Source organism: Actinophytocola sediminis (genome assembly GCF_054779715.1).
The window spans coordinates 49189-67753 of sequence record NZ_BAAGXS010000015.1 but is presented as its reverse complement, the minus strand read 5'-3'; the positions used below and the strand labels follow the sequence as shown (position 1 = coordinate 67753).

Annotated in this window: 17 protein-coding genes and 1 pseudogene; all 18 read left to right on the top strand. The window is 70.1% G+C overall.

Going from position 1 to position 18565, the window contains the following annotated elements; all coding sequences use genetic code 11:
* The first annotated feature begins 272 nt into the window (after positions 1-272).
* Complete coding sequence (locus ACYVIP_RS08550; RefSeq protein WP_460393878.1) at positions 273-950, top strand: DUF5336 domain-containing protein; 678 nt, start codon at positions 273-275, stop codon at positions 948-950.
* Between the two features lie 147 nt (positions 951-1097).
* A complete protein-coding gene (locus ACYVIP_RS08545) occupies positions 1098-2360 on the top strand; it encodes a cell division protein PerM (RefSeq protein ID WP_460393876.1) in 1263 nt (420 codons plus the stop codon).
* A gap of 50 nt (positions 2361-2410) precedes the next feature.
* Positions 2411-3016: pseudogene (gene purN, locus ACYVIP_RS08540) on the top strand (phosphoribosylglycinamide formyltransferase); the annotation flags it as partial.
* Between the two features lie 3 nt (positions 3017-3019).
* Entirely contained in the window at positions 3020-4597 is a 1578-nt protein-coding gene (purH, locus tag ACYVIP_RS08535) for a bifunctional phosphoribosylaminoimidazolecarboxamide formyltransferase/IMP cyclohydrolase (protein WP_460393882.1), read from the top strand.
* Between the two features lie 233 nt (positions 4598-4830).
* On the top strand, positions 4831-5814 hold the full coding sequence (locus ACYVIP_RS08530) for an ABC transporter ATP-binding protein (RefSeq protein WP_460393874.1): 984 nt from the start codon (positions 4831-4833) through the stop codon (positions 5812-5814).
* Positions 5811-6605 (top strand): MlaE family ABC transporter permease, encoded by a 795-nt coding sequence (locus ACYVIP_RS08525; protein WP_460393872.1) that lies wholly within the window; start codon positions 5811-5813, stop codon positions 6603-6605. Before ACYVIP_RS08530 ends, ACYVIP_RS08525 begins: the two co-directional genes overlap by 4 nt.
* A gap of 1 nt (position 6606) precedes the next feature.
* A complete protein-coding gene (locus ACYVIP_RS08520) occupies positions 6607-7467 on the top strand; it encodes an MlaE family ABC transporter permease (RefSeq protein WP_460393870.1) in 861 nt (286 codons plus the stop codon).
* Positions 7464-8711: an MCE family protein gene (locus ACYVIP_RS08515; protein ID WP_460393868.1), complete on the top strand. Its 1248-nt coding sequence runs from the start codon at positions 7464-7466 to the stop codon at positions 8709-8711. Before ACYVIP_RS08520 ends, ACYVIP_RS08515 begins: the two co-directional genes overlap by 4 nt.
* On the top strand, positions 8708-9712 hold the full coding sequence (locus tag ACYVIP_RS08510) for an MCE family protein (RefSeq protein ID WP_460393866.1): 1005 nt from the start codon (positions 8708-8710) through the stop codon (positions 9710-9712). Before ACYVIP_RS08515 ends, ACYVIP_RS08510 begins: the two co-directional genes overlap by 4 nt.
* Positions 9709-10701 carry an MCE family protein gene (locus tag ACYVIP_RS08505; protein WP_460393864.1) on the top strand — a complete coding sequence of 331 codons (993 nt, stop codon included), beginning with the start codon at positions 9709-9711 and terminating at the stop codon, positions 10699-10701. The genes ACYVIP_RS08510 and ACYVIP_RS08505 overlap by 4 nt, the downstream gene beginning before the upstream one ends.
* Entirely contained in the window at positions 10698-11690 is a 993-nt protein-coding gene (locus ACYVIP_RS08500; protein WP_460393862.1) for an MCE family protein, read from the top strand. Before ACYVIP_RS08505 ends, ACYVIP_RS08500 begins: the two co-directional genes overlap by 4 nt.
* Positions 11687-12757, top strand: a complete 1071-nt coding sequence (locus tag ACYVIP_RS08495; protein WP_460393860.1) for an MCE family protein — start codon at positions 11687-11689, stop codon at positions 12755-12757. Before ACYVIP_RS08500 ends, ACYVIP_RS08495 begins: the two co-directional genes overlap by 4 nt.
* Positions 12757-13974 carry an MCE family protein gene (locus tag ACYVIP_RS08490; protein ID WP_460393858.1) on the top strand — a complete coding sequence of 406 codons (1218 nt, stop codon included), beginning with the start codon at positions 12757-12759 and terminating at the stop codon, positions 13972-13974. Before ACYVIP_RS08495 ends, ACYVIP_RS08490 begins: the two co-directional genes overlap by 1 nt.
* Positions 13959-14492: a hypothetical protein gene (locus ACYVIP_RS08485; protein WP_460393856.1), complete on the top strand. Its 534-nt coding sequence runs from the start codon at positions 13959-13961 to the stop codon at positions 14490-14492. The genes ACYVIP_RS08490 and ACYVIP_RS08485 overlap by 16 nt, the downstream gene beginning before the upstream one ends.
* 11 nt (positions 14493-14503) lie before the next feature.
* Positions 14504-15103 (top strand): hypothetical protein, encoded by a 600-nt coding sequence (locus ACYVIP_RS08480; RefSeq protein WP_460393854.1) that lies wholly within the window; start codon positions 14504-14506, stop codon positions 15101-15103.
* Between the two features lie 258 nt (positions 15104-15361).
* On the top strand, positions 15362-15943 hold the full coding sequence (locus tag ACYVIP_RS08475) for a hypothetical protein (protein WP_460393852.1): 582 nt from the start codon (positions 15362-15364) through the stop codon (positions 15941-15943).
* 96 nt (positions 15944-16039) lie between these two features.
* Positions 16040-17524 (top strand): DUF6801 domain-containing protein, encoded by a 1485-nt coding sequence (locus ACYVIP_RS08470; RefSeq protein ID WP_460393850.1) that lies wholly within the window; start codon positions 16040-16042, stop codon positions 17522-17524.
* 51 nt (positions 17525-17575) lie between these two features.
* Positions 17576-18532: a hypothetical protein gene (locus tag ACYVIP_RS08465; RefSeq protein WP_460393848.1), complete on the top strand. Its 957-nt coding sequence runs from the start codon at positions 17576-17578 to the stop codon at positions 18530-18532.
* Positions 18533-18565: the final 33 nt, after the last annotated feature.

The window sequence follows — 18565 nt, the reverse complement described above, 5'->3', positions numbered from 1 at the left end:
GGCGGGGGTCAGGGTCGGCAAGACCCCGTCGGAAACCGCCGAACTCGCCCGGCAGTTGGTGGCCAAGTTGAGCTGAGCTCGTCCGCGAGCCAGCCGCAGGGTGGGCCGGACGCTGGTGTAGCGTCCGGCCACGAGTAGAGGTCCGACAATGGTCGGTGTTCGGGGGAACCTCTCCGGGCTGACGGTCGTCGGAGTCGTGTGGAGTTGGCTCTACCCGCCGGCTCGACCGTTTCCGTAGTAATCGCGTCAAGTGAGCTGAGGAGAGCAACGCGATGACGTTCCCAGGCGGCCAGCCGGGTGGATACCCCGGCCAAGGCCCGCAGCAGCCGCTACAAGGCCCGGGTGGCTACGGCCCCCCGCCGGGGAGCGGGCTCAAGCTCGGCTTGCCGCAGATCGCGCACCTCGTCGTCGCTGGTCTGGGCGTTCTGATCCTGTTCCTGTCCTTCGCCAGCATCACCGACGCCGGGGACGTGTCCTTCTACGAGGGCGGCTACGGCTGGGTGCCGGCGATCCTGCTGGCCGGCGGGCTGCTCAGCGTGAAGGTCATCCTGCCGGGCGAGGACAAGAAGCCGGGCCTGGTGCCGGCCGTCCTGGTGTTCTCCGGGGTGTGGGCCTTCCTGTTCACGGTCTTCACCGCGAACGGCGACCTGGGTGCCGGCGGCATCATGGTGATGATCTTCGGCATCATCCAGATGCTCGCCGCCATCGCCGGGCTGCTGCTCGACCTCGGCATCATCAAGCCGCCAGCGCCCAACCCGTATGCCCAGCAGCCGGGCGGCATGTACCCGCCATCCGGCGCGTTCCAGCAGGCCCCGCAGCAGCCGCAGTACGGCCAGCCGCAGCCGCCCGCGCCGCAGCCCGGTCAGCAGACCACCTTCGCGCCGCAGCAGGGCCAGTTCGGCCAGCAGCAGCAGCCGGGCACGCCGCCCGGGGGTTACCCGCAGCAATAACGCTGCTCGACATCACCCGATGGGGGTGGCACCGGACTCCGGTGCCACCCCCATTGACGTGCGGCGAACGCCTACATTCACCTGATGTGATGACCGGGCGGCGTGGCACGGCCGAACCGTTCGAGTCCACATGTGACAGTGGGTGCCATGGCACCTCCTCAGCCAGCGCCGGTGTCGCGGCTGACCAGGATCCAGGTACTCGCACTGGCCGCGGCCGTCCCGCCGGTCCTCGGCTACGCGGTCATCGCCGGGTTGCTGGCGCTGGTCACCGCCGCCGCGCGGTTCGCGCACCTGTCCGCCACGGGCGTACTCGGCGCCGCGTTACCGAGCTGGCTGGCCGCCTACCAGGTGCCGGTCGCCATCGGTGGGGTCGACTTCGGCGCGCTGCCGTTGTTGCCGACGCTGCTGGTGATGGTGCTCGCCTGCGGGGCGGCCGGCGCCGCGATCACCCGGCTCGGCCCGGTCACCCCACTGGCGGGGGTCCGGGTGGTCGCCGCGATCACCGTCGCGCACGGGGTCTGCGGGCTGACGGTGGCGCTGCTGCCGCCCGGCCGGCTCGTCGAGCTCGACCCGCTGGCCGCGTTCTACTATCCGGCGCTGCTCGCCGCGATCGCCGCGACCGTGGGGGTGCTGCGCCGAGGTGGGCTGACCGGCGTGCTGGTCGCCCGCCTCGACGAGGTCGCGGTGCGTGGGCTGGCCGCCGGCGCGGTCGCGCTCGCGCTGCTGCTCACCGCGGGCGCCGCGGTGGCCGGCTTCGGGCTGCTCACCTCGATCACCACCGCGCGGGACCTGTTCGCCGCGTCCGCGTCCGGGGCCGGCGACGTGGTCGGCATGGTGTTGCTGTGCCTTGGCTACCTACCGAACGCGGTGATCGCGGGCACGGCGTTCCTGGCCGGTCCGGGGTTCGCCATCGGTGGTCTGGAGGTCTCGCCGCTGACGTTCACCGGCGGTCCGGTGCCCGGCGTGCCGCTGCTGGCCGCGTTGCCAGAGGAGCAGGCGGTGTGGTGGCCGGTGTTGGCCCTGCTGCCGGTGGCGGTCGGCATTCTGGTCGGCCGGCGGCTGCGGTACGTCGCCGAGCAGCCGGTGGTCCGGTTGCGGGCGGTCGCGGTGGCCGTCGGGGTGGTCGCGGTGGCGATCGTGCTGCTCGCGGGCAGTGCCGGCGGCCGGCTCGGCAACGGCGCCTTCGACCCGGTGTCGATGCGTGCCCCGGCGGTGTCGGTGGCGCTGGTGCTGGCCGTCGGGGTGCCGGCGGCACTCGTGGTCTGGTTCCGGAAGCCACCGGCCATGGACGGCGTCGAGGACGAGGTTGCGGACGAGGTCGACAGCGAGGATGACGGCGGGGTTGACGGTGGGGTCGCGGTCGCCGAGCCGGCCAAGGCCGGCGACCCAACCGGCGGACCCGCTGGTTAAGCTGCGGGTATGCGTGATTTCTGGAGTTCCCGCTGAGTGAGTCGACCTCGGTGCGGCCGGGCGTCCCCGTGCGGGTCGTCGTGCTGGTCTCCGGTTCGGGAACCTTGTTGCAGTCCGTGCTCGACGCGAGCACGACTCCTCGGTTCCCGGTGCGCGTGGTCGCCGTCGGTGCGGACCGGCCGGGCATCGAGGGGCTCGCCAGGGCCGAGCGGGCCGGGGTGCCGGGCTTCGTCGTGCGGCTCGGCGACCATGCCGACCGCGCCGCCTGGGATGTCGCGCTGGCCGATGCCGTCGCGGCCTACCAGCCGGACCTGGTCGTGTCGGCCGGGTTCATGAAGATCCTCGGGCCGGCGTTCCTCGCGCGGTTCGCCGGTCGGGTGGTCAACACCCATCCCGCGCTGCTGCCGGCGTTCCCCGGCGCGCACGCGGTGGCCGACGCGCTGGCCTACGGCGTCGCGGTCACCGGGTGCACCGTGCACCTGGTCGACGCGGGGGTGGACACCGGGCCGATCGTGGCCCAGCAAGCGGTTGCGGTGGCGCCGGACGACGATGTCGCGACGCTGCACGAACGGATCAAGGTCGTGGAACGGCGGCTGCTGGTCGAGGTGATCGCACTGTTGGCCAGGGAGGGCTACACGGTGCGCGGACGAAAGGTGAGCATCGGAGTGACTGACGAGCGGCGCCCGGTTCGCCGGGCCCTCATCGGGGTGTCGGACAAGGCTGGGCTGCTCGAACTGGCGACCGGCCTGCACGCGAACGGCGTGGAGATCGTGTCGACCGGCGGTACCGCCCGCACGATCGCCGACGCCGGGGTGCCGGTGACGCCGGTCGAGCAGGTCACCGGGTTCCCGGAGTCACTGGACGGCCGGGTGAAGACGCTGCACCCGAGGGTGCACGCCGGGCTGCTCGCCGACCTGCGCAAGCCGGCGCACGTCGAGCAGCTCGCCGGGCTCGGCATCGAGCCGTTCGATCTGCTGGTGGTGAACCTGTACCCGTTCGAGCGGACGGTGGCCGCCGGCGCGTCGGCCGACGAGTGTGTGGAGCAGATCGACATCGGTGGCCCGGCGATGGTGCGCGCGGCGGCCAAGAACCACGCCTCGGTCGCGGTGGTCGTGGATCCCACGCGGTACGACTGGCTGCTCGAACAGGTCCGCGACGGCGGCTTCACGCTGACCGACCGCCAGCGGCTCGCGGTGGACGCCTACCGGCACACCGCGTCCTACGACATCGCGGTGGCGTCCTGGATGGGCAGTGCGCTGGCGCCGGCGGACGAGGACTTGCCCAGCTGGGTCGGCGCGAGCTGGCAGCGGCAGAACGTGTTGCGCTACGGCGAGAACCCGCACCAGCAGGCCGCGTTGTACGTGTCCAGCCACGGCGGCGACGGACTGGCGACCGCGAAACAGTTGCACGGCAAGGAGATGTCGTACAACAACTACACCGACGCGGACGCCGCCTGGCGGGCGGCGCACGATCACGAGCAGACCTGCGTGGCGATCATCAAGCACGCCAACCCGTGTGGCATCGCGGTGTCCACTGTGGACGGTGTGGGTGCGGTGGCCGACGCACACCGCAAGGCACACGCCTGCGACCCGTTGAGCGCCTTCGGCGGGGTGATCGCCGCCAACCGCGAGGTGACCGTCGACATGGCCGAGCAGGTGGCTGAGGTGTTCACCGAGGTGATCGTCGCGCCGTCCTATGCCGAGGGCGCGGTGGAGGTGTTGACGCGGAAGAAGAACGTGCGCATCCTGGTCGCGCCGGCGCCGCGCCGGGGCGGCGCGGAGATCCGCGCGGTGTCCGGTGGGCTGCTGATGCAGTCGATGGACCTGATCGACGCCGACGGCGACCATCCGGCGTCCTGGACCCTGGCCACCGGCAAGCCGGCCGACGACGACGTGCTGGCCGACCTGGCGTTCGCCTGGCGCACCTGCCGCGCGGTCAAGTCCAACGCGATCGTGCTGGCCGCGGGCGGGGCCACCGTCGGCGTCGGCATGGGCCAGGTGAACCGGGTGGACGCCGCCCGGCTGGCCGTGGCCAGGGCCGGTGAGCGGGCCGCGGGATCGGTGGCGGCCTCGGACGCGTTCTTCCCGTTCCCGGACGGTCCGCAGCTGTTGCTGGACGCGGGCGTGCGGGCGATCGTCCAGCCGGGCGGTTCGGTGCGGGACGCGGAGGTCATCGCCGCGGCGGAGGCCGCCGGGGTGTCGCTGTACCTGACCGGCACCCGGCACTTCGCCCACTGACGGCCCGCTGACGGCTGTCCTGGCCGTTCGTCAAAATTGCGCACCTGCGGACAAGACAGGGGTGCGGAACTGTCACGGCAAGGCAAGAATTGGGGGCTTCGACCCCGCTTCTTGCCACCGAGAATGGCCCGAACTAACCTACTCCCCGGTAATAAACGCCGACGTTTAATTCGATGTGACGGGCTGTCCGGCACGTCGTAACAGCGCCTGCGTTGTCCCCGGCGGAGGTGTGGATGGGCGTCGAGGTGGCCGTCGAGGGATTGGGAAAATCCTTCGGGCGCCAGCGAATCTGGCAGGACGTCACGTTGACGCTGCCGGTCGGTGAGGTCAGCGTGTTGCTTGGCCCTTCCGGCACCGGGAAGTCCGTGTTCCTGAAATGTCTGGTCGGGTTGCTGAAACCCAACACGGGCTCAATCGTCATCGACGGTATCGACCTTGTCCGCTGTTCGGAGCACAAACTCTACGACATTCGGAAGCTGTTCGGCGTGCTGTTCCAGGACGGCGCCCTGTTCGGCTCGATGAACCTCTACGACAACATCGCCTTCCCGCTGCGCGAGCACACGAAGAAGTCCGAGACCGAGGTCCGGCGCATCGTCAGCGAGAAGATGGACATGGTCGGCCTCGCCGGCGCGGAGCGCAAGCTCCCCGGCGAGATCTCCGGCGGCATGCGCAAACGCGCCGGCCTGGCCCGCGCGCTGGTCCTCGACCCGAAGATCATCCTGGTCGACGAGCCGGACTCCGGCCTCGACCCGGTCCGCACGGCCTACATCTCCCAGCTGCTGCTGGACCTGAACGCGCAGATCGACGCGACCATCCTGATCGTCACCCACAACATCAACGTCGCGCGCACCGTGCCGGACAACATCGGCATGCTGTTCCGCCGGGAACTGGTCATGTTCGGCCCGCGCGAGGTGTTGCTGACCAGCGAGGAGCCGGCGGTCAAGCAGTTCCTCAACGGCAGCCGGATCGGGCCGATCGGGATGAGCGAGGAGAAGGACGAGGCCACCATGGCCGCCGAGATCGCCGCCGGCATCGACCTCGGCGCCGACCAGATCCACGGCGTGCCGCCCCAGCTCGAACCGACGCCGGGACTGCCCGAACGCCAGGGGGTGCGCCGGCGCAAGGACCGGGTCATGCGCATCCTGCACACGCTGCCACCCGCCGCCCGGCAGAGCATCCTGTCGAGTCTCGAGCCGACGGACCGGTTCGGGCGATGAGCCAGCAGAACACCAAACGGAACTTCACCGGGCTGGCGGCACTGCGGCAGACCGGCCGGCTCTACGCGCTGGGCCTCGAGGTCATCCGCTGCACCTTCAAGCGTCCCTTCCAGTTCCGCGAGTTCATCGGCCAGTTCTGGTTCATCGCCAGCGTCTCGCTGCTGCCCGCCGCGCTGGTGGCGATCCCGTTCGGCGCGGTCATCGCGCTGCACCTCGGCTCGCTGACCACCCAGATCGGCGCGCAGTCGTTCACCGGCGCGGCCAGCGTGCTCGCGATCATCCAACAGGCGAGCCCGGTGGTGACCGCGCTGCTCATCGCGGGCGCCGGCGGCTCGGCCATGTGCGCGGACCTGGGGTCTCGGACCATCCGCGAGGAGATCGACGCGATGGAGGTGCTCGGGGTCAACCCGGTGCAGCGCCTGGTCGTGCCCAGGGTGCTCGCCGCGATGGGGGTGGCCGCGTTCCTCAACGGGCTGGTCTCGGTGGTCGGCGTGCTCGGCGGCTACTTCTTCAACGTGATCATGCAGGACGGCACCCCGGGTGCCTATCTGGCCAGCTTCTCCGCGCTCGCCCAGCTGCCGGACCTGTGGATCAGCGAGATCAAGGCGGTCATCTTCGGCTTCGTCGCCGGTGTGGTCGCCGCCTACCGCGGGCTCAACCCCGGCCGGGGCCCCAAGGGCGTCGGCGACGCGGTGAACCAGTCGGTGGTGATCACCTTCCTGTTGCTGTTCCTGCTGAACCTGATCCTCACCACCCTGTACATGCAGGTCGTGCCGCCGAAGGGGGCATGACATGACGATCACCGAAAGACCCCGTCCCCGGATCCAGCAACGGGTCATGGAGTCGGTCGACCGGCGGTTCACCTTCCTCGACGTCCTCGGCGACCAGATCTTCTTCTTCGTCAAGGCACTGCTGTGGATCCCGAGGGCGATCCGCCGCTATGGCAGGGAGATCGTCCGGCTGCTCGCCGAGGTCAGCTTCGGCTCCGGCGCGCTCGCGGTGATCGGCGGCACGATCGGCGTGATGGTCGGCATGACCGCCTTCACCGGCTCGGTCGTCGGCATCCAGGGGTACTCCGCACTCAACCAGGTCGGCACCTCCGCGCTGGCCGGCTTCATCTCCGCCTACTTCAACACCCGCGAGATCGCGCCGTTGGTCGCCGGCATCGCGCTGTCGGCGACGGTCGGTTGTGGCTTCACCGCGCAGCTCGGCGCGATGCGGATCTCGGAGGAGATCGACGCGCTCGAGGTGATGGGCGTGCCGAGCGTGCCGTACCTGGTGACCACGCGGATCATCGCGGGTTTCCTCGCGATCATCCCGTTGTACGCGATCGGCCTGCTGACGTCCTATGTGGCCTCGCGGCAGGTCACCGTGTGGTTCTTCGGGCAGTCGGCCGGCACCTATGACCACTACTTCCACCTGTTCCTACCGCCGATCGACGTCCTGTACTCGTTCGGCAAGGTGCTGGTGTTCAGCGTGGTCGTGGTGCTGACGCACTGCTACTACGGCTATCGCGCGTCCGGCGGTCCGGCGGGGGTCGGGGTCGCGGTTGGCCGGTCGGTGCGCACCTCACTCGTCGCGATCAACGTCATCGACCTGTTCCTCAGCCTCGCGATCTGGGGCGCCACAACGACTGTGCAGGTGGCGGGATGATCGGAAGCAAGCTGGTTCGGCGTTCGGCCGGGGTGGTCTTCCTCGTGGTGATGGTGTTGCTGGCGACCTTCGCCATCCAGGTTTACCAGGAGAAGTTCACCGATGTGGTGCTCGTGACGCTGCGCACGGACCGGGTCGGCAACCAGCTCAACGACTCCTCTGAGGTCAAGGCGCGCGGGGTGGTGGTCGGCGACGTGCGCTCGATCAACCGCACGACCGAGGGCGCGGCGATCGAGCTGGCCCTCGAGCCGGCGAAGGTCGACCGGATTCCCAAGGACGTCACCGCGTTGCTGGTCCCCAAGACGCTGTTCGGCGAGCGCTATGTCCAACTGTCCATTCCGGACTCGACGGACGCGGAGGCGATCGCGGAGGGCGACGTCATCCACCAGGACCGCTCGGCCAACGCGATCGAGCTGGAGCGGGTGTTCGACGACCTGCTGCCAGTGCTCAAAGCCGTGCAGCCACACAAGCTCTCGGTCACCCTCACGGCCATCTCGACCGCGTTGGACGGCCGGGGCGAGCAGCTCGGCGACACCCTGGTGACCACCGCGGCCTACCTCGAGGAGTTCAACCCCAACCTGCCGACCCTCACCGCCGACCTGCGTGACCTCGCCGAGGTCAGCGTGCTGTACGGGGACATCGCGCCGGACCTGCTCGACGCGCTCACCGAGTCGGCCACCACGCTGAACACGGTCGCCGACCAGCGCGTCGAGCTGACCGACCTGTACGCGCAGGTCACCTCCTCGTCCCAGGACGTGACCATCTTCCTGCGCAACAACAAGGAGAACCTCATCCAGCTGGCGGCGAGCAGCCGTGAGCCGCTGGAGCTCGCGGCCCGTTACTCGCCGAGCTTTCCCTGCACCCTCAAGGCACTGACCGACCTCAAACCGTCGATGGACCGGGTGCTCGGCAAGGGCACCGACAAGCCGGGGCTGCACATCGAGGCCACGATCACCCAGTCCCGGGGCAAGTACGAGCCGGGCCGCGACGCCCCGGTCTACGACCAGACCGGTGGTCCGCGCTGCTATCCGAGCGGGGTGGCGCCGACCAAAGGCGTTGTCGCCGCGCCGACCGGCAGCAGTGGCCACCCGCTGCTCACCGGTGCCGACGGTGACCTCGGGCTGGCGAACTCCCCGCAGGAGCAGGAGCTCATCGCCACCCTCCTCGGACCGGGCGAGGTGCCGGACTGGAGCAGCGTGCTGGTCGGCCCGCTCTACCGCGGCACGGAGGTGACCCTGCGATGAGGAAGCTCGCCGGGCCGCTGATCAAGGCGCTGATCTTCGTGGTGGTCACCGGGTTGGCCACGGCCGTGCTCGCGGTGTCCATCAGCAACACCGGGCTGGGGGACACCATCAGCTACGCGGCCAGGTTCACCGACGTCACGTCGCTCAACCCGGGCGACGACGTGCGGGTGTCCGGGGTGCGCGTCGGTCAGGTCGACGAGCTGTCCATCGTGGACGGTCACCTGGCGAGGGTGACGTTCTCGGTCGACCGGTCGATGCGGCTGCCGGCCGACGTCCGGGCGACCATCAAGTACCGCAACATGGTCGGCCAGCGCTACATCGCGCTCGAGCGCGGCGACACGTCCATTTCGGACCGGATGTCGGCCGGCGAGGAGATCCCGCTCGACCGGACAACGCCAGCACTCGACCTCACCGACCTGTTCAACGGGTTCAAGCCGCTGTTCCAGGGGCTGTCCGCGGACGAGCTGAACTCGCTGTCCGGTGAGATCGTCCAGGTGCTGCAGGGTGAGGGCGGCACGGTCGACAGCCTGCTGGCGCACACCGGTTCGCTGACCGCGACACTGGCCAACCGGGACGAGGTCATCGGCCGGGTGATCGAGAACCTGAACTCGGTGCTGCGCACCATCAACGGCCAGGGCGACGCACTGTCCACACTGGTCTCCACGTTGCAGCGGCTGGTCAGCGGGCTGGCCGGCGACCGGGTGGCGATCGGCGAGTCGATCGAGGGCATCGGTGACCTCACCGTGGCCACCGCCGGCCTGCTGGACCAGTCACGCAAGCCGCTCAAGGACAGCATCGCCGGTCTCGGCCGGCTGTCGACGAACCTGGCGGCCGGGCAGGACGAGCTGGCCAGGCTGCTGGACCTGCTGCCGGCCAAGTTCCAGGCGGTCGGCGCCACCGCCACCTACGGCTCCTGGCTCAACTTCTACCTGTGTGAGGGGACCCTGCTCACCGACCCGCCGACGGAGGTCATTGTGGACGCCGAGAGGTGCGCGCGATGAAGTCCTTCCGGGAACGCAACCCCGTGCCCATCGGGGTGATCGGCACCGTCGCCCTGATCGCGATCGTCTTCGGGGTCTTCTTCTACCAGGACCTGCCGGTGATCGGCGGCGGCACGAAGTACACCGCCGAGTTCAGCGAGGCCGCCGGGTTGCGCCAGGACGACGAGGTGCGGGTGGCCGGCATCAAGGTCGGTGAGGTCACCGACGTGGAACTGGTGGTGGACAAGGTCGTGGTCACCTTCCGGATCCAGGACGCCTGGATCGGCGACGCGACCACCGCCGCCATCAAGCTGAAAACCCTGCTCGGCCGCAAGTTCCTCGCGCTGCACCCGACCGGGAGCACCGCGCTCGACCCGGACGTCGCGATCCCGCTCAACCGGACGGTGACCCCCTACGACGTCACCGAGGCGTTCGAGGGCCTGGCGAGCACGGCGGGCGCGATCGACACCGACCAGCTCGCGGAGAGCTTCCGCACGATCTCGGACACCTTCGCCGACTCACCGGCACACGTGCGGTCCGCGCTCGACGGGCTGACCGCGTTGTCCAGGACGATCTCCTCGCGGGACGCGCAACTCGCCGAGCTGCTCGCCAACACCCGCCAGGTCACCAGGACCCTGGCTGGCTCGAACACCGAGTTCGACCAGCTCATCAAGGACGGCGACCTGCTGTTGACCGAGCTGGCCGCCCGCCGCGACGCCATCCACAACCTGCTCGTCGGCACCACCGACCTCGCCAGGGAGCTGTCCGGGGTGGTCGCGGACAACCAGCGCCAGCTCGGCCCCGCACTGTCCAAACTGGACATCGTGACCGACGTACTGCGGCGGCACGCCGACGACCTCGATCGCAGCCTGGAAGCCGCCGGGCCGTACTTCCGGCTGGTGAACAACGCCAACGGCAGCGGCCGGTGGATCGACAACTACCTGTGCGGCCTCGAACCGGAGAACCGGAACCCCTGTATGCCGCCGCGACCAGAGGGCGGTGACCGATGAAGCGGTTTGGCGCGATCCTCACGGTGCTCGCCGTGGTCACCGCCGGCGTCCTGTGGTGGATCTTCACCAGTGACGGCGCCATGCGGGTCACCGCGTACTTCGGCCGCGCGGTCGGGGTCTACCCGGGCTCGGACGTGCAGGTGCTCGGCGTGCGGGTCGGTGCGGTGGAGTCGGTCACCCCGCGCGGCGAGCGGGTCGAGGTGGTGTTCACAGTGGACCCCGAGGTGCGGGTCGCGCGGGACACCGCGGCGGTGGTGGTCGCGCCGAGCGTGGTCTCCGACCGGTACGTCCAGCTCACCGATCTGGCCGGCGGCGGCCAACTCCTCGGCGACGGCGCGGTGATCCCGCAGTCGCGCACCGCGACCCCGGTCGAGCTCGACGAGCTGTACGCGAGCCTGGACACGTTGGTGAGCGCGCTCGGCCCGGACGGCGCCAACAGCGAGGGCGCGTTGTCCGAGCTGCTCGACACCGGTGCGGAGAACCTGCGCGGCAACGGCGCGGCGTTCAACGAGAGCGTGCGCAACTTCGCCGAGGCGGCCAGGACGCTGTCCGGCTCGGCCGACGACCTGTTCGCCACGGTCGACGAGCTGCAGCGGTTCACCACCATGCTCGCCGGCAACGACCGGCAGATCCTCAGCGTGAACACCCAGCTCGACCAGGTGTGGCGCACGCTGGCCGCCGACCGGGGCGAGCTGTCCACCGCGCTGGACACGTTGGGCACCGCGCTGGCCGACATCCAGGTGTTCATCCGCGACAACCGGGCCGCCATCAAGTCCAATGTGGACAAACTGGCGAAGACGACCCAGCAGCTGGTGAACAACCGGGAGGCGGTGGCCGAGACGCTGGACGTCATCCCGCTCGCGGTCACCAACGTCTACCAGGCGTTCGACCAGGAGTCGGGCAGCCTGCAGGGCCGCAGCGTGCTGCTGGACTACCTCTACCCCGGCGCGCCGCCGATGCCGATGCCGGTGACCGGCGGTGGGCGATGATCCGCCGCGCCGCCGCCCGGCTCGCCGCGGCCGTCACGCTCGTGCTGGCCGCCGGCTGCTCGGCGGTGGGCACCGACGGCATCTACGACCTGCCGCTGCCCGGCGGCGCGGATCTCGGCGACCATCCCTACCTGGTCACCGTGCAGTTCGCCGACGTGCTCGACCTGGTGCCGCAGGCCTCGGTGAAGGTCAACGACGTGGTGGTCGGCCGGGTCGAGTCGATCGGTCTCGGCGGCGAGGACGGCTGGACCGCGCAGGTCGTGCTCGCGGTCAACGGTGACGTCGCGTTGCCGGCGGACGCGGTGGCCAGCCTGCGCCAGTCCTCGCTGCTCGGGGAGAAGTTCGTCGAGCTCGCCGAGCCGTTCCGCCAGCAGGGCGAGCCGGCGCCGAACGCCAAGCTGGCCGACGGCGCGCTGATCACCGCCGACCGGACCAACCGGCACACCGAGGTCGAGGAGGTCTTCGGCGCGCTGTCCCTGCTGCTCAACGGTGGTGGCATCGGGCAGCTGCAGACGATCAACCGCGAGCTGACGAACGTGCTGTCCGGCAACGAGACCGAGATCAAGGCCTTTCTGGCCAATGTGGACGAACTGGTGACCGAGCTGGACAGCCATCGGGGCGACATCACCGCCGCCCTCGACGGGTTGAACCACCTGAGCACCACGCTCGCCGCCCGCGACGACCAGATCGAGGGCGCGCTGACCGACCTGACTCCGGGGCTGGCGGCGCTGTCCGAGCAGCGCGGCGCGCTGGTCACCATGCTCCAGTCGCTGGACGCGCTGTCCGACGTCGCGGTGGACACCATCAACCGCGCCCGCGAGGACATGGTCGCCGACCTCACCGCGCTCGCGCCGCTGCTCGACCGGCTCGCCGACGCCGGCCAGGACCTGCCGCAGGCGCTGGAGATCCTGCCGACGTTCCCGTTCACCGACGAGGTGCTGGCTGGCGCGAAGGGCGACTACCTCAACGTGTTCGTCACCATGGAGCCCGCGCCGGACTACCAGGAGCCGCTGCCGCCGCTGCTGCCGCTGCCGCCCGCCGACACCGCCACGAGTGGAGGTCGCTGATGCTCACCAGGACGGTGAAGATCCAGCTCGTCGCGTTCGTGGTGATCGCGCTGTCGGCGGTCGCGTTCGTCGGCGCCAACTACGCCGGCCTGGACCGGTTGTTCGGCGGTGGGTCCTATGTGGTGCGGCTGCAGCTCGACGAGGGCGGCGGGGTGTTCACCAACAGCGAGGTGACCTACCGCGGGGTCGCGGTCGGCCGGGTCGGCGAGCTGCGGCTGACCGACGACGGCATGGAAGCCGACCTGCACATCGACGACGACGCGCCGCCGATCCCGGTGGACGCCAAGGCGGTCGTGGCCAACCGGTCGGCGATCGGTGAGCAGTACGTCGATCTGCGGCCGAGCACCGAGCAGGGGCCCTACCTGGACGGCGACTCGGTGATCCCGAAGTCGGTGACCGCGGTGCCGCCGCCGGTGACCGACCTGCTGTCCAACATGTCGGCGTTCTCCGCGTCGGTGCCGGCCGAGTCGCTGCGGACGGTGGTCGACGAGCTGTACGTCGCGATGCGCGACACCGGCCCACACCTGCAGGTGCTGCTCGACTCGACGGTGGACTTCACCGAGACCGCGGCCGACCACCTGCCGCAGACGGTGAGCCTGATCGACGACGGCGCGGTGGTGCTGCGCACCCAGGTCGACTCGTCGGCGGCCTGGCGCTCGTTCTCCGGCAACGCCAAGCTGTTCGCCGCCGAGCTGGCCGCCGCCGACGGCGACCTGCGGGAGCTGATCGGCGCGGCCCCCCAGGCCGCGACCCAGCTCTCGGAGTTGTTGGCGGACAACAATCCCGGGCTGTCGGTGCTGGCGGCCAACCTGCTGACCACCGCGCAGATCTTCGACTCCCGGCTGGACGGCATGGAGCAGCTGTTCGTGATGACGCCCAAGGCGGTCGCGGCGACCTCGACCGCGATCACCCCGGACACCAGCAGCCTCTCGCTCGTGCTGGCGTTCTTCGACCCGGAGCCGTGCGTCACCGGCTACGAGTCCACTGTGTACCGACCGGGCGAGGAGACCAGCCAGCGGCCGATGAACCCCAACGCCGGCTGCACCCTGCCGGCAGGCGACGAGCGGTTGGTGCGCGGTTCCCAGCACGCGCCGAACGGTGGCGTGCCCGAGCCAGTGGTGCCCGGTGGCGGTGCCCGGCTTCCCGGACCGCTCGGTGCGCCCGAGCTGACGGACGTTGCCGGCAACCTGGAGGAGCTGCTGTGGCTGACGAAGTGACCGAGCAGCGCGCGCCGCGCTGGCCGCTGCGGGTGGCGGTGGCCGTGCTGGTGGCCGCGCTCGGCTTCGCCGGCTGGGCCGGCTTCTCCTGGTGGCAGGCGAGCAACGACACCTCGGTTGCCTACGCGCAGACCCGCGACGAGGTGCTCGCCACCACCCGCGCGCACGTCATCCGGTTGACCACATTGGACTCCGCCGATGTGGACGGTGGGATCGAGCGCTGGCTGGACGTGTCGACCGGGGCGCTGCGCGACGAGCTGGCGGCCACCGACGACAAGGTCAGGGAAACGCTGCGCACGGGCGGCACGGTCGCCACCGGCCGGGTGCTCGACGCCGCGGTGAGCGAGCTGGATGTGCGCACCGGCACGGCGAAACTGCTGGTGTCCGTGGTGATCGAGACCACCAAGGACGGCCAACCGGTCAACACCAAGCGAAACCGGTTCGTCGCCGGGCTCGAACGTACCGACGACGGCTGGCTGATGTCCGCCCTCGACCGGGTGCCCCTTGGCGCCAGTTAGGGAGTGCGCCGATGACCGCCAAGGTCTCTGAACCCGACACGGACGAGGATGTCGCCGAGCTGGAGCCGGCCGACGACACCCCGCAGCGCGGGCGGTTCGGCTGGTTGCGCGCCGGGCGCCGGCCGCTGGTGGCGGTGCTGGTCGTGGCCGCGCTGCTGGCCGGGCTCGGCGGCTGGTTCCTCGTGCGCACCGCGGAGCTGCGCGCGTCGTCGTCGGACAACGCCGCGCTGGTCGACGCCGGGCGCACCGCCGAGGTGAGCTCGGCGGTCACCTCGGCGCTCAACCGGATCCTGTCCTACGCCTACGACCGCACCGAGGAGACCCAGGCGGCCGCCGACGAGGTGCTGCGCGGGTCGGCCCGAGCGGCCTACGACAAGCTCTTCGAGCAGATCAGGGCGGAGGCGCCCACGCAGAAGCTGGTGCTCACCACGCGGGTGGTCACCGCCGCGGTGCAGGAGCTGTCCGCCGACCGGGCGCGGGTGCTGGTGTTCCTCGACCAGTCGGCGACCAGGGCGGACGCGGGTACCTCGAACGCCGCCGCGGCCCAGCTGTCGGTGACCGTGCGGCTGGAGAACGGCAGCTGGGTCATCACCGGGTTGGCGCCACGATGAGCACGCTGTCCGCTCATGACAAACCTGCCGGTACGAATTGTCATCCCGGTAATAAACAAGACGCATTCTCGCAGGTCCAAAGTCTTTTTCTCGCGCCCTTATTGTGGAAGCTGTTACCGGTAGGTAACGTGCTTATGGTGGGTCGTAACGAAGAACATTCCGGAATCAAATTCGGAATTGCGAAACCCGCGCTGCGATCCCGGTACGCGTCCTCGTTGGGGAAAGGAAAGATCGCATATGCGTAAACGTTTTCTTGGAATGGCGACAGTGGTCGCCGCCCTCACCTCGGTCATCATCGGAGCCACCCCGGCCGCCGCCTCGGCCGGGTGGACCGTCACCCCCGGCGGTGACGCCGACGGCGACGCCGGCGTGACCGTGCTGACCGTCCGGCCCGCGGACGGCGGCGCCGACCAGGTCCTGGACTGCCTGGGATCGCACGCCGACATCACCGCCTTCTCGTCGCCGGACAGCCATGTCGCCGACATCGACAACATCACGTTCGACGACTGCCTGCTCGCCGGCCTGATCTCCTTCGACGTGAACGCGGCCACGCCGTGGTCGCTGCACGCGCTTGGCTACAACGCCCCGGTGGTGGCCGGCGAGATCCGCGACATCGAGGCCGACATCGTCGGTCCGGGATGTCAGGCGACGGTGGCCGGCACCGTCACCGGCGACTACAACAACGACACCCACCAATTGACCGTGGTGCCCAACTTCTCCCTGACCATCACGTTCGTTGACGCGACCGACAACTGCCTCGGCCTGCTGCATGTCAATGACACGGCGGCGTTCGACGGCGTCTACGACGTCAGCCCCGCGCAGGAGATCCTTCCTGCCTGACAGTTCGGGCCAGCTGGTGGCCCGCCCGGTCGTAGTCCGGCCGAGCGGGCCCACCGCTGGTTCACCCGGCACGGTTTCGACAGCAGCGGAGGAACGATGAGCGGTCGGCGGTGGTTGGCGGTACCGGGCATGGCCGGGGTCGCCATGCTGGCGGCCGGGTTGATCGGGCCGCTGCCCACAGCCGTGGCGCAGGACGAGACGACCCATGTGGACAGTCGGCTGGCCTACCTGTGCCCGTTCCCCTCCGGTGAGCAGCGGGTCGAGGTGCACCTGGTCGCCGACCTGCCGACCAGTGCGACCGTCGAGCAGCCGGTGCGCCCGGCCGGCCTGACCATCGCACTCGCCGTGCCCCAGGCCGCGCTCGCCGACCTCACCGCCATCGGCGCCACCTCGGTGACCGCGGTCGCCAGGGTCGGCGTGACCATCACCCACGGCGGGTCGACGGCCGAGACGAACTGGTCGGGAACCGAGACCTCCCAAGTACAACTGCCGGCCGATGGCGACCTCGAGCTGCCGCTCGAGCCGGCGCGCGTGGTGCCGGCCATCCTCGGCCGGCCGGGAGCGATGGTGTTCGCCGCCGGCGACACCGCGCTCACGCTGACCAGCTACCTGCCAGACGGCGCGGTCACCGACCCGCCGAGCCTGGAGCTGTCGTGCACGCTCGCGCCGGACCAGGACCCGGTACTCGCGACCGTTCAGGTATCCACAGTGGACACCCCGGTCACCGAGGAGCCGCCGCCCGGCGCGGTCCGCGTCGACGAGCCACCGGCGGGCGCGCCGGCGCCCGGCGACCCGGCCGTACAGGTGGAGATCCCGCAGGACTGCGCGATGATCGAGTCGCCACCAGGCCCGCCGCCGACACCGCCGAAATACTGTGCCTATGTCGTCGGATATTCGAACCTGAACAAACTCAACGCGTCGGTGGCGCAACCGATGAGTCTGGTGAACATCGGTCCGACCTCGTTCGCGGACAATTTCAGGGACCCGCTCTACGGCAATTGCCGGCCGGACGCGCCACCGGTGGACGGCGACGGCCGGCCGGTCAATATCCAGTGCCAGAAGGCGAACATTCTGCCCAATATCGCCGGCGATCCCGTGCTGGCGCCATCGGTGAACCAGTGGGTGCTGCCGTTCGGGTTCGTGCCGACGAAGGCCTCCATGCAGCTCACCCAGGTCGGCCTGTCGAACGCCGACATCGCCGCACACGCCGTCCGGGACCCCATCTACGGCCATGTGCGGATCTCCGCCAGGTACATCGCGCGGGTCTACGACGCCAGCGTCAACGGGGTGCCGTTCGACCTCGGGCCGAACTGCCGCACCGCGGAGCCGATCGAGGTCCGCCTCACCGGAAAGCCCGGCCGGGGCGCGGGCACGTACAACCTCACCACCGGCGGGCCGCTGAACGGCACGGCCGACATCCCGGCGTTCACCGGCTGCGGCGTGACCGAGGACGTGTCCCCGTTGCTGACCGGGCTCATCTCGAGTTCGGGAAACGCCGTGAAGCTGACTCAGGGCAGCGTCTGCACCCTGACCGGCAACCAGACCGGCTGTCCGCCGAACCAACCAGTTCCGGAGCGTTAGTGCCAGGTCGGGGGAAACGCCGTACCACAACCGAAGTCAGGAGAGGTGTCGATGACCGCTGTACCTCGAACCCGAAGCCGGCTGCGGCGGGGACTGCTCGTCTCCGCGACGACCATCGCCATCGGGGCCGCGGCCGCCCTGACCGCGCCCGCCACGGCGAGCGCCGAGTCCCTCGCCGGGGAGTGGGCGCCCTACGGCGACTGCCCGGTGGATGCCCCGGCGATGCTCGCCGCCGACGGCAGCGCCGTGGTCGCCACCTGTCTTGCCGGGACGGCGCCGAACGGCACCATCAAGCTCGGCAACGACAGCATGCCCGTCGGCGCGGTGAACTTCTCCTTCGGCGTGCTCAACCAGCGGGGCACCTACACCCTCGCGGTGCCGGCCAACGGGGGCCTGACCGGTGACCCGGTCACGGTGCCCGGCGGCATGCTCGGGCTGATGTGCCCCAGCGACATCCCGGTGATCTCCGACATCTGCGACGCCGTGGTCGACAGCCCGCTGAACACCGTCACCGCGACCATCGAGACGGCCGGCACGCCGAGGGACTTCGACCTGTCCGCCGCGACCACGGTCGGCCGGCCGATCATGACGATGCCGGTGAAGATCCGGCTGCGTAACCCGTTGCTGCGGTCCAGTTGCTACATCGGGTCCAACAGCAACCCGATCCTGTTGAAGGTGGCCAACACCGTCGCGCCGGCCGCGGCCTTCAGCCGGTTCGACGCGGACGGCACGCCGAGCGCGACCGGCGAGATGAGCGCGCTGACCACCAGCGGCGGTGCGCTCAACGACAGCACGTTCGCCGTGCCCGCCGCGAAGGGCTGCGACTTCGTCGGCCTGATCGACTCGGTGCTCAACTCCCGGCAGGGCCTGCCGGCGGCGTCCGGGACGAACAACCTGACGCTGAACAGCGCGTCGTTCCGGCTCGGTGGGTTCCAGAACCCGCGGGCGCACGTGCCCAACCAGGGCAAGGTGCTCTCCGACCGCTGGCACGCCGCGATCGTGGACTGACCGGACTGCCGCGTGGACCGGTCCGCACCTTCG

Excerpts from the sequence above, each read along its gene's own strand:
- ACYVIP_RS08545 (WP_460393876.1), top strand. The coding sequence starts at position 1,098 with ATGGCACCTCCTCAGCCAGCGCCGGTGTCGCGGCTGACCAGGATCCAG.
- ACYVIP_RS08525 (WP_460393872.1), top strand. The coding sequence starts at position 5,811 with ATGAGCCAGCAGAACACCAAACGGAACTTCACCGGGCTGGCGGCACTG.
- ACYVIP_RS08490 (WP_460393858.1), top strand. The coding sequence starts at position 12,757 with ATGCTCACCAGGACGGTGAAGATCCAGCTCGTCGCGTTCGTGGTGATC.
- ACYVIP_RS08550 (WP_460393878.1), top strand. The coding sequence starts at position 273 with ATGACGTTCCCAGGCGGCCAGCCGGGTGGATACCCCGGCCAAGGCCCG.
- ACYVIP_RS08475 (WP_460393852.1), top strand. The coding sequence starts at position 15,362 with ATGGCGACAGTGGTCGCCGCCCTCACCTCGGTCATCATCGGAGCCACC.
- ACYVIP_RS08520 (WP_460393870.1), top strand. The coding sequence starts at position 6,607 with ATGACGATCACCGAAAGACCCCGTCCCCGGATCCAGCAACGGGTCATG.
- ACYVIP_RS08500 (WP_460393862.1), top strand. The coding sequence starts at position 10,698 with ATGAAGCGGTTTGGCGCGATCCTCACGGTGCTCGCCGTGGTCACCGCC.
- ACYVIP_RS08530 (WP_460393874.1), top strand. The coding sequence starts at position 4,831 with ATGGGCGTCGAGGTGGCCGTCGAGGGATTGGGAAAATCCTTCGGGCGC.
- ACYVIP_RS08465 (WP_460393848.1), top strand. The coding sequence starts at position 17,576 with ATGACCGCTGTACCTCGAACCCGAAGCCGGCTGCGGCGGGGACTGCTC.
- ACYVIP_RS08470 (WP_460393850.1), top strand. The coding sequence starts at position 16,040 with ATGAGCGGTCGGCGGTGGTTGGCGGTACCGGGCATGGCCGGGGTCGCC.
- ACYVIP_RS08515 (WP_460393868.1), top strand. The coding sequence starts at position 7,464 with ATGATCGGAAGCAAGCTGGTTCGGCGTTCGGCCGGGGTGGTCTTCCTC.
- ACYVIP_RS08505 (WP_460393864.1), top strand. The coding sequence starts at position 9,709 with ATGAAGTCCTTCCGGGAACGCAACCCCGTGCCCATCGGGGTGATCGGC.
- ACYVIP_RS08480 (WP_460393854.1), top strand. The coding sequence starts at position 14,504 with ATGACCGCCAAGGTCTCTGAACCCGACACGGACGAGGATGTCGCCGAG.
- ACYVIP_RS08495 (WP_460393860.1), top strand. The coding sequence starts at position 11,687 with ATGATCCGCCGCGCCGCCGCCCGGCTCGCCGCGGCCGTCACGCTCGTG.
- ACYVIP_RS08510 (WP_460393866.1), top strand. The coding sequence starts at position 8,708 with ATGAGGAAGCTCGCCGGGCCGCTGATCAAGGCGCTGATCTTCGTGGTG.